The following is an 8237-nucleotide window of genomic DNA, read 5'->3' as shown; positions in this document are numbered from 1 at the left end:
CCCGCATCCCTCACAGGCCACGCCGCGGTGATCGGCCGCCAGCGACGAGTCGCACCGCGGGCAGGCCAAGCGGGCCCCGCAGGCTGTGCACACCAGTGCCCGGCCCTCGCCGCGGCGGGCGGCGAGGACCACGCCGTACCTGCCGTCGGCCACAGCACGGCGCAGTGCGGTGAGGGCCGGCGTCCCGAGGCGGCCCCGTGAACGTGGATCGGAACGGTCGTCGACGTGCACGACCGGGGCGGCGGCGCGCTCGGCGCCACGGGCGGGGACCACCGGGGTGAGGCGACGCTCCGACAGCAGACGCCACGACGCCGCGCTGGGGACGGTCCCGATCAGCAGGGCGACAGCGCCAGCTCGCCGAGCACGCTCCAGCGCGACCTCGCGGGCGTGGTGCCGCGGGGAGCGCCGCTCCTTCAGCGCCGGGTTGGACTCGTCGACGACGACCGCCAAGCCGAGGCGATCGACCGGCCAGAACGCGACCCGACGCTCGCCCACCACGACTCGCGCCGCGCCGCACCGCCCCGCCAGCCACCCGCGGTAGGTACGGCGCGCCCCGCTCGCTCCCCGGACGTCGACGGTGACGTCGGGGAAGGCGGCCACGACCGCGTCGGCAGCTGCAGAGACCGGCTCGGCGACCACCAGCAGCACGTCGCGGCCCCCGGCCAGGGTCGCGCCCGCGAGCTCGGTCAGGCGCGCGCCGAGGTCCTCCGACGGCAGCGGCCGCCAGTAGAAGGCGCCCCCGCCGGCTGCTGCGGCGGCGTGCAACGCTCGCCCAACCTGGGCGTAGAGCTCCCACGCCGCGGTGTCAGGCGACCGCGGCGGCGGATCGGCGGGGCGTGGTGCCGCGCCGGGCGGGTACCAGCCGGCGGATCCGGCGCGGTGCTCCACATCCACCACCCGGTCGGGCAGGGCGTGGCGCACCACATCAGCGAGCGGGGCGGCGAAACGCTCCGCCGCCCAACGCAGCACCGCCAGCTCCTCGGCCGCCACCCACGCGTGGGCGCCCAGCACGCGACGCACGTCTCGCAGCCGTTCGGGGGCGACGTCGGTGGCCTGGGTCAGCTCGACGACGAGCCCACGGACCCGTCGGCCGGCGAAGACGACCTCGACCCGGGATCCCACCTGCACCGCGACGTCCGGCCCGACGCGGTAGTCGAACAGCCGGTCGAGGTGGATCGGGGCGACCTCGACGGCGACACGGGCGACCCGGGGGGTGCTCACGCGCCCCGGCGCGTCACGCGGCGCGCCGTCTCACCGTGCGACGGCGTCACCGCTCTGACGCGTCACACGCCGACCGCGGCCCGCAACTGATCGGCCCGGTCGGTGTTCTCCCAGGTGAACGCCGCGCCGGTTCGGCCGAAGTGGCCGTAGGCCGCGGTCGCCTGGAAGATCGGCCGTCGCAGGTCCAGGTCGCGGATGATCGCCGCCGGCCGGAGGTCGAACGTCTCGCGGATCCCTTTCAGGATGTGGTCGGGATCTGCCTGCTCCGTCCCGAACGTCTCGATCATGAGCGAGACCGGGTGGGCGACGCCGATGGCGTAGGCCACCTGCAGCTCACAGCGCTCCGCGAGACCAGCAGCGACCACCGTCTTGGCGACCCAGCGTGCGGCGTAGGCACCAGACCGGTCGACCTTGGTCGGGTCCTTCCCGCTGAACGCTCCCCCGCCGTGGCGGGCGGACCCGCCGTAGGTGTCCACGATGATCTTCCGCCCGGTCAGGCCCGCGTCCGCGTGGGGGCCCCCGAGCTCGAAGCGTCCGGTGGGGTTGACCAGGATGCGCATGTCCGCGGTGTCGACGTCGTCGGGGAGGAGCGGCTTGATGACCAACTCCTCGAGGTCGGGGCGCAGCAGCGTGTTGAGGTCGATCTCGGGGCGATGCTGGGCGGAGATCAGGACCGTGTCGATGGCGATCGGACGGTGGTCCTCGTAGGCGACGGTGACCTGCGTCTTCCCGTCGGGTCGCAGGTAGGGGATCTCGCCGACCTTCCGCACGGCCGCGAGCCGCTGCGCCAGCCGGTGCGCGAGGTGGATCGGGAGCGGCATCAGCTCGTCGGTCTCGGTGCAGGCGAAGCCGAACATCATCCCCTGGTCACCGGCACCGAGCTGGTCGAGCTCGTCGTGGGAGGTGTCTCGGGCCTCCTGCGCCCGGTCGACGCCCTGAGCGATGTCCGGTGACTGCTCGTCGATCGCGACCGAGACGCCGCAGGTGTTCCCGTCGAAGCCGGCGTCGTGGTGGTCGTACCCGATGCCGATGATGGTGTCGCGCACGATGCGGGGGATGTCGGCGTAGCAGTCGGTGGAGATCTCGCCGGCGACGAAGACCTGCCCGGTGGTCATCAGGGTCTCGCACGCGACACGCCCGGCCGGATCGTTGACCAGGATCGCGTCGAGGACACCGTCGGACACCTGGTCGGCGAGCTTGTCGGGGTGGCCCTCGGTGACCGACTCGGACGTGAAGAGGGTCCTGCGCGGCACGGCGGCGCTCCTGGTGAGGTGGTGAGTGCGGACGGCGGGGTGATCGGCGTGGAGGTTAGCCGAGCAGTTCGCCGAGCAGTTCGCCGATCTGGTCCCAGAGGTGAGCGGCGATCTCCTCCTTGGTTCCCAGCGGCAGCTCGATCCGCCGCCCGTCGCGTCCCAACACCAGCACCCGGTTGGTGGCGACCTCGAAACCGGCGTCCGCGGCGCTGATGTCGTTGACCGCCATGAGGTCGACACGCTTCTGTTCGAGCTTCTCCCGCCCGTACCGCTCCGGGTCTTCGCTCTCGGCGGCGAAGCCGACGAGGACCGGCGGGCCGTGTCCGTCGCGGCGGGCGCCGAGTTCCGCGAGGATGTCGGGGTTGCGCTCCAGGGCGATGTCAGGGGTGCCGGCGGACTTCTTGAGCTTGGTTGCGGCAGCCTGCGCGGGGCGGAAGTCGGCGACCGCAGCCGCCTTCACGATGACGTGAGCGTCGTCCGCCAGCGACAGGACCACGTCGTGCATGTCGCGGGCCGACACGACGTCGTGACGGGTGACCCCCGAGGGGGTCGCGAGCTGGACCGGACCAGCCACCAGGTGGACCTCGGCGCCCCGTCGGGCGGCTTCGCCGGCCAGAGCGAACCCCATACGCCCCGACGAGCGGTTGCTGATGAACCGCACCGGATCGAGGTGCTCGCGGGTGGGACCGGCGGTCACCACCACCGACCGCCCGGCCAGCGACCCGGCCGGGGCGAGCAGGCGGGCCAGTTCCGCGATGATCGCGTCGGGTTCGGCCATGCGACCCTCGCCGACGTCCCCCCCCGCGAGCTCGCCCTCCTCCGGACCGACCAGGTGCATCCCCCGGTGGCGGAGCGTGGCGACGTTGGCCTGGGTGGCCGTGTGTTCCCACATCTCGGTGTGCATGGCCGGGGCCAGCAGCACCGGGCAGGTGACCATCAACAGCACGTTGGTCAGCAGGTCGTCGGCCAGGCCGTGAGACAGGCGAGCCAGCAGGTGGGCGGTGGCAGGAGCCACGACGACCGCGTCGGCACGGCGGGCGACGTGGATGTGGGGTGCTTGGCGGGGCGCCTCGGGGTCGGAGGAGGTCTCGAGCTCCGCCCACAGGTCGCGGTGGGCGGGGCGGCCGGTGATGCCAACGAACGTGGCTGCCCCGACGAAGCGGCTGGCAGCGTCGGTCAGCACGACGTCGACGGTGGCACCGGCTCGCACCAGCAGGCGCGCGACCAGCGCGGCTTTGTACGCAGCGATCCCGCCGGTGACGCCCAGCAGCACCCGGGTGTGCTCGAGGGTGGGCGGCCCCTGGGAGCCGGCCTCGTCGCGCGGGGCCGGCACCGTCCTACGCCTGGCTGTCCTCGCCGGGGACGTCCTCGCCGCCCACGTCCCCGCCGGCCACGTCCTCGTCGGACACGTCCTCGTCGATGAACGCCAGGGGATCCTCGACCACCGCCTGCTCGTCGGGCCAGCGCGGTTCGACCTTCGCCTCAGCGATCTCCTGCAGGGCGATCGACAGCGGTTTGTTCGACTCGGTCGACACCAGAGGCGGGACGTGCTGGCCGAGGCCCTCGCCGAGCTGTGCGTAGTAGTCGTTGATCTCACGGGCACGCTTGGCCGCCAGGTGGACCAGCGTGAACCGGCTGTCGACCTTGTCGATCAAGTCGTCGATGCGCGTGATGGCGATCACCTCGGCGTGGGGGTCGACCTGAAGGGTAGCGTCACCGCCACGTCGTTGCGAAGGGATCGCGATGCTGGCCAAGCAGCTGTCCAAGGAGTTCATGAACCTGCTCCGGGAACGCGCCTCCGACTTCATGCGTGATGCCGAGGCACTGAGCGGGGCCATGGAGGGCCTGTCGATCTCGACCCACCGGTGGGAGCCGCTCGCCAGCTGCCCAGACGCCGGTGTGGACGTCGACTGGGAGGTCGTCGACAGCACGTTCGTGCTGTGGATGGAGAACGAGGAGCTCCGGTTCGCGCTGCATCGCCCTGACGGTGAGGACGGTGCGGACCTCGAGGTGCGGGTCATCCAGCCATGCCTGACCTGCGGTGAGCCCGTGCCTTTCGATCCGCCGGTTGAAGACCGTGAGACCGCCGGCAGGGCACTGGTTGCGGGGCGTCCGTGGCGCCACCATCACTGCGCACCGGCCGCCATGGCACCGCGACCCTCGACACCGGGCTGGCGGCGGCACACCCCCGCGGGGACACCCCCTGGCTGACGCGGATCCGTGGTCGAGACACGACCATCTCTCTCGACGCGCCAACGCGATCAGCGGCCACCGTCGACGAGTTCGGCGACCTGGGAGACACAGTCGTCCAGGTCGTCGTTGATGACGACGTGGTCGAAGGCAGTCGCGGCCGCGAGCTCGCGGGCACGGTCGGCCTGCCGCACGGCGAGCTCGTCGTCTCGTTCCGTGCCTCGCCTGACGAGCCGGCGAACGAGTTCCTCCTCGGAGGGGGGAGCCAGGAATATCAGGAGCGCGTCGCCGACGCGATCGCGCACCTGCATCGCGCCCTGCACGTCGATCTCCAGGACGACGTCGCGGCCCTTGACCAGCCGCTCCTCGAGGCCAGCGCGGGGGGTGCCCGAGCGGTGGCGGTGGACGTGTGCCCACTCCAAGAGCTCACCGCGCTCGATCATCGCGTCGAAGGTGGGATCATCGACGAAGTGGTAGTCGACGCCGTCGACCTCGCCGGGTCGGGGCGGACGCGTGGTGACCGAGACCGACAGTTCGAGGTCCGCTCGCCGCTGCAGGAGGCCACGGACGACGGTGCCCTTCCCGACACCGCTGGGACCGGAGATCACCACGAGGCGGCCACGATCACCGGCCTCGTGGCCGGTCACCGGAGGTCACTCTCCCCGAACGCAGCCAGTAGCGCCGACCGCTGGTTGCTGCCCAGGCCACGGATCCGCCGCGACGCTGCGATGTTGAGCCGCTCCATCAGCTCGCGGGCCCGGACCTTGCCGTAGCTGGGCATGGACTCGATGACCTCCGAAACGCGCATCTTGGCGATCGGTTCGACGTCGTCGGCCCGGTCGAGGACGTCGCGGAGCGTCACCTCTCCTGTCTTCAGCATCTGTTTGAGCTCGGCGCGGACACGGCGGGCGAAAGCGGCCTTCTCGAGTGCCTGGCGGCGTTGCTCCGGGTCGAGCTCAGGTAGGGCCATCGCGATGTTCCGTCCGTGCACGGAGTGCGCGACCCTACCGACCGCCGCTCGTGGGGGTCAACGCCTGGTGGCAGGGGCGAGGCGACGCCCCGCACGGCGGCGGGCGTTTAGCGTCGAACGTCGCGGGTGAAAGGCTGGGGCGATGCGCGGGCTGCTGGTGTTCAACCCGTACGCCAGAGCCACGGAGGCCAACGTCCGAGACGTGATCGCCGCCGCCCTGGCCTCGCAGATACCACTCGACGTGCAACAGACCGAGCATCCTGGCCACGCGACACAGATAGCCGCGGCAGCGGTCCGCGACGGCGTCGACGTGATCTTCAGCCACGGCGGGGACGGCACCCTCAACGAGGTCATCCAGCCGCTGGCGGGTAGCGACGTCCGGCTCGGGATCATCCCGGGTGGGACGACCAACGTGGTGCTCCGCAACCTCGGCCTGCCGAACGACCCGATCGCCGCGACCGGCGCCCTGCTCGAACGGCTCCGCTCCGGGTCGACCAGGACGATCGCGCTCGGCCGCGCCAACGGACGGTACTTCGCCGCGAACGCCGGCGTCGGCTTCGACGCCGCGGTCGTGCGCTGCGTGGACGGCCGACCCGACCTCGAACGAGCCGTCGGCCAGCTCGCGTGGGTGTGGTGCGCGGTGCAGGAGTTCTTGGTCGGCTACGACCGCTCCGCCTTGCCGATCTCGGTGGAGCTGCCGGGCGAGGCACCCCGTGCGGGATTCGGCTTCTGCATCATCTGCAACACGACCCCCTACGCCTACCTGGGGGCGCGTCCACTTCGGGTCGCACCCGACGCGAGCTTCGACCGCGGGCTGGACCTCGTCGGCGTGCGATCCCTCCGCGCCGCCACCTTGCTCCGCCTGATGGTGCAGATGGCCACCACGGCCGGGCACGTCCACGCGAGCGCGACCCGCTACTGGCGTGACCTGCCGGAGTTCTCCGTCCGGAGTGACGTTGCGCTTCCGGTGCAGCTCGACGGCGAGTACGTCGGCCGGTGGCAGAACGTGACCTTCACGAGCCTTCCCGGGGGACTGACCGTCATCGCCTGACCATGCCACGACGTTGCCGGCCTTCCGCCCCGTCGTACGGCTGTGGTCTTGAATCTGCTCTGACCAAGGACGTCTACCGGTTCAACGAGCGCGGCCAGGCGGGTGCCACCGAGGTCAGCCTTGCGATGAAGCCGTCCGCCGGCGCGCCATCGAGGCGGGCACCGTCGTGCGGAAGGATCCCTGCTCGAGGTGAGCATGACGGGGAGCGGGTCGAGGGAGACGAGGCGGCGAGCAACCTACGAGCGCCCCATCGTCCGCGTACGTTCGCCGCGGAGCCCGTCGATGCCGGACAGCGGGATGTCCAGGGGCAACGACCTCAGGACGCAGCTGCTCCGCGAGGGCTCGCAACCGAACACCCACTTCGTCAACGGAGGGTCTGGCCTGTCCACCCGTCGCGCGCCCGTTCGCCGGACTCATGTGTCCGGACGCGAGATTGACAGCGGCGTGGTAGAGGCTCCGACCACATCGTAGTGCTGCGAAGGTTCGACGCTGGTGGGCTCCGCCGAGTCGAGCGCATGCGCACTAGACGCGGCAGCGGACGCAAGGACCAGGAGGAATGCCCACAGAGCAATGCAGCGAGCCATCGCTGCTCGTCGCAACACCCGGCCCCGATGCACCTGTGAATGCCAGTCGAGGGCAGTCATGATCGAAACCGCACGGTTGCGCGCCCAGCTAGGCCGCCGCGCCATCCCTTCAAACTGCGGGTCACGGCTTCGCCTTGGAGTTCAGCGTCATCGCGACGCCGACGTAGTTGCATTCAACGTCGAAGTGATCAGACAAGGCTTCGAGCAGGCCGTGCCCGTGCCGCGACGCCATCACAACGGTCGGGTACGACCGCCCCTGCCAGACGAGCGGGTAGTCAAGGCGAACGGCAATCGCTTCAGCCTCGGCGCCCTTGCCAAACGTGTGTGCGCCGATGATTGTCCCGCGAATCCTGTCCGAGCCCGCATGCTCGGCCAACTCCCACGGGTCCGACAGCGAGAGTTCAACTGCCTTCCTGATCGCCCTGCATGGTGTCCCGTCCATCAGTAGTCCCACACGCACAGACTCGGCACGGCACAGGACCGGCCGCCGTTCGTTCGAGTCCGCCGCCAGGCATCCCGAAGGCCGGCTCGACTGTCTTGGGCCGCGGAAGACTCCTGCTGGCACCTCCATTCGAACTCGCACCTCAGGTGTCTGCGGGAGTGCCAAGCGCTGCCTCGCTCGCTGAGCTGAATGGTTGACAGCGTTCGCTGACGTAGTGGGTCCCGGCTCGGCACACCCGACAGGCCGTCGCAAGGCCTCACCGATCAACTCGAAGCCGTCGGCGATCAGCAGATTGCGAGCCACCAAACGAACCCGGGGGTGGTCGTCGACGATGAGGGTGCTCGACATGAGCCCATCGTCGCACTGTCGACGTGGCGACGCGACGGGGCTATCCCCGGATCCTCGCCTGACCACAACAAACGGGTCGTCCGCGGACCCTACGGCGTGGCGCCGCGCGTCACGGTTGGGGCAGGGGTGGGCGGCCTGGCGCACGGTTGGGTGCGCGGGCCGCCTTCGGCTCGTGGGG

General features: G+C 70.9%; 9 protein-coding genes. 2 read left to right on the top strand and 7 right to left on the bottom strand.

Annotation, left to right across the window (positions count from 1 at the left end):
• The 4 genes from M3N57_07445 to rpoZ form a co-directional block, all read right to left on the bottom strand.
• On the bottom strand, positions 1 to 1221 hold a 1221-nt coding region (locus tag M3N57_07445; protein ID MDP9022517.1), incomplete at its 3' end, for a hypothetical protein.
• A gap of 62 nt (positions 1222 to 1283) precedes the next feature.
• Positions 1284 to 2474: a methionine adenosyltransferase gene (gene metK, locus M3N57_07440; GenBank protein MDP9022516.1), complete on the bottom strand. Its 1191-nt coding sequence runs from the start codon at positions 2472 to 2474 to the stop codon at positions 1284 to 1286.
• Between the two features lie 55 nt (positions 2475 to 2529).
• On the bottom strand, positions 2530 to 3807 hold the full coding sequence (gene coaBC, locus M3N57_07435) for a bifunctional phosphopantothenoylcysteine decarboxylase/phosphopantothenate--cysteine ligase CoaBC (protein ID MDP9022515.1): 1278 nt from the start codon (positions 3805 to 3807) through the stop codon (positions 2530 to 2532).
• 4 nt (positions 3808 to 3811) lie between these two features.
• Positions 3812 to 4156 carry a DNA-directed RNA polymerase subunit omega gene (rpoZ, locus tag M3N57_07430; protein ID MDP9022514.1) on the bottom strand — a complete coding sequence of 115 codons (345 nt, stop codon included), beginning with the start codon at positions 4154 to 4156 and terminating at the stop codon, positions 3812 to 3814.
• 61 nt (positions 4157 to 4217) lie between these two features.
• Here rpoZ and M3N57_07425 point away from each other — a divergent pair, with 61 nt between their 5' ends.
• Complete coding sequence (locus M3N57_07425) at positions 4218 to 4685, top strand: hypothetical protein (GenBank protein ID MDP9022513.1); 468 nt, start codon at positions 4218 to 4220, stop codon at positions 4683 to 4685.
• 50 nt (positions 4686 to 4735) lie between these two features.
• Here the strand turns inward: M3N57_07425 and gmk are convergent, their stop codons facing one another.
• Both gmk and M3N57_07415 read right to left on the bottom strand, forming a co-directional pair.
• Positions 4736 to 5311 (bottom strand): guanylate kinase, encoded by a 576-nt coding sequence (gene gmk, locus M3N57_07420; protein ID MDP9022512.1) that lies wholly within the window; start codon positions 5309 to 5311, stop codon positions 4736 to 4738.
• Positions 5308 to 5634, bottom strand: a complete 327-nt coding sequence (locus M3N57_07415) for an integration host factor (protein MDP9022511.1) — start codon at positions 5632 to 5634, stop codon at positions 5308 to 5310. The genes gmk and M3N57_07415 overlap by 4 nt, the downstream gene beginning before the upstream one ends.
• A 142-nt stretch (positions 5635 to 5776) precedes the next feature.
• On the opposite strand from M3N57_07415, the gene M3N57_07410 reads away from it, so the two are divergent.
• Positions 5777 to 6685: a diacylglycerol kinase family lipid kinase gene (locus tag M3N57_07410; GenBank protein ID MDP9022510.1), complete on the top strand. Its 909-nt coding sequence runs from the start codon at positions 5777 to 5779 to the stop codon at positions 6683 to 6685.
• A gap of 705 nt (positions 6686 to 7390) precedes the next feature.
• Here M3N57_07410 and M3N57_07405 read toward each other — a convergent pair.
• Positions 7391 to 7711, bottom strand: coding sequence for a hypothetical protein (locus tag M3N57_07405; GenBank protein MDP9022509.1), 321 nt, complete (start codon positions 7709 to 7711; stop codon positions 7391 to 7393).
• Positions 7712 to 8237: the final 526 nt, after the last annotated feature.

This window comes from Actinomycetota bacterium (genome assembly GCA_030776725.1).
In the GTDB taxonomy this organism is placed as follows: Bacteria; Actinomycetota; Nitriliruptoria; order Nitriliruptorales; family JAHWKO01; genus JAHWKW01.
Note: the sequence above shows the minus strand (reverse complement) of the source record. Positions and strands in the feature narration are given on the sequence as shown.

Bases quoted from the DNA above. Each gene is read 5' to 3' on its own strand.
- M3N57_07405 (MDP9022509.1), bottom strand. From the start codon at position 7,711: ATGGACGGGACACCATGCAGGGCGATCAGGAAGGCAGTTGAACTCTCG.
- M3N57_07425 (MDP9022513.1), top strand. From the start codon at position 4,218: ATGCTGGCCAAGCAGCTGTCCAAGGAGTTCATGAACCTGCTCCGGGAA.
- M3N57_07410 (MDP9022510.1), top strand. From the start codon at position 5,777: ATGCGCGGGCTGCTGGTGTTCAACCCGTACGCCAGAGCCACGGAGGCC.
- M3N57_07415 (MDP9022511.1), bottom strand. From the start codon at position 5,634: ATGGCCCTACCTGAGCTCGACCCGGAGCAACGCCGCCAGGCACTCGAG.